This window comes from Paraburkholderia sp. SIMBA_054 (genome assembly GCF_046534875.1).
Classification (GTDB): Bacteria; Pseudomonadota; Gammaproteobacteria; order Burkholderiales; family Burkholderiaceae; genus Paraburkholderia; species Paraburkholderia hospita.
The window spans coordinates 1-250 of record NZ_JAWRXV010001318.1 but is presented as its reverse complement, the minus strand read 5'-3'; the positions used below and the strand labels follow the sequence as shown (position 1 = coordinate 250).

Below are 250 nucleotides of genomic sequence, written 5' to 3'. Positions count from 1 at the left end.
ATGCAGCTGGTCAAACCTTGATTGCGAAACCTGGTACAGATTGTATCAATTTCGTGAGTCATCGCTAAAAAGGAATATCGTCGATGAGCCAGACAAAGCTGTTTTCTCCAATGGAGGTGGGCGGTTTGCATCTGAAAAACCGCATTGTTATTGCTCCGATGTGCCAGTATTCCGCCGATAACGGCGAGATGACTGACTGGCACCTGATGCATCTGGGCAGTCTGGCCCAGTCAGGGGCAGGGCTGTTAAC

At 50.0% G+C, this 250-nt stretch carries 1 pseudogene; it reads left to right on the top strand.

The window, feature by feature from the left end:
- Window positions 1-83: 83 nt before the first annotated feature.
- Window positions 84-250 (top strand): annotated as a pseudogene (locus tag SB822_RS59360) (oxidoreductase); the annotation flags it as partial.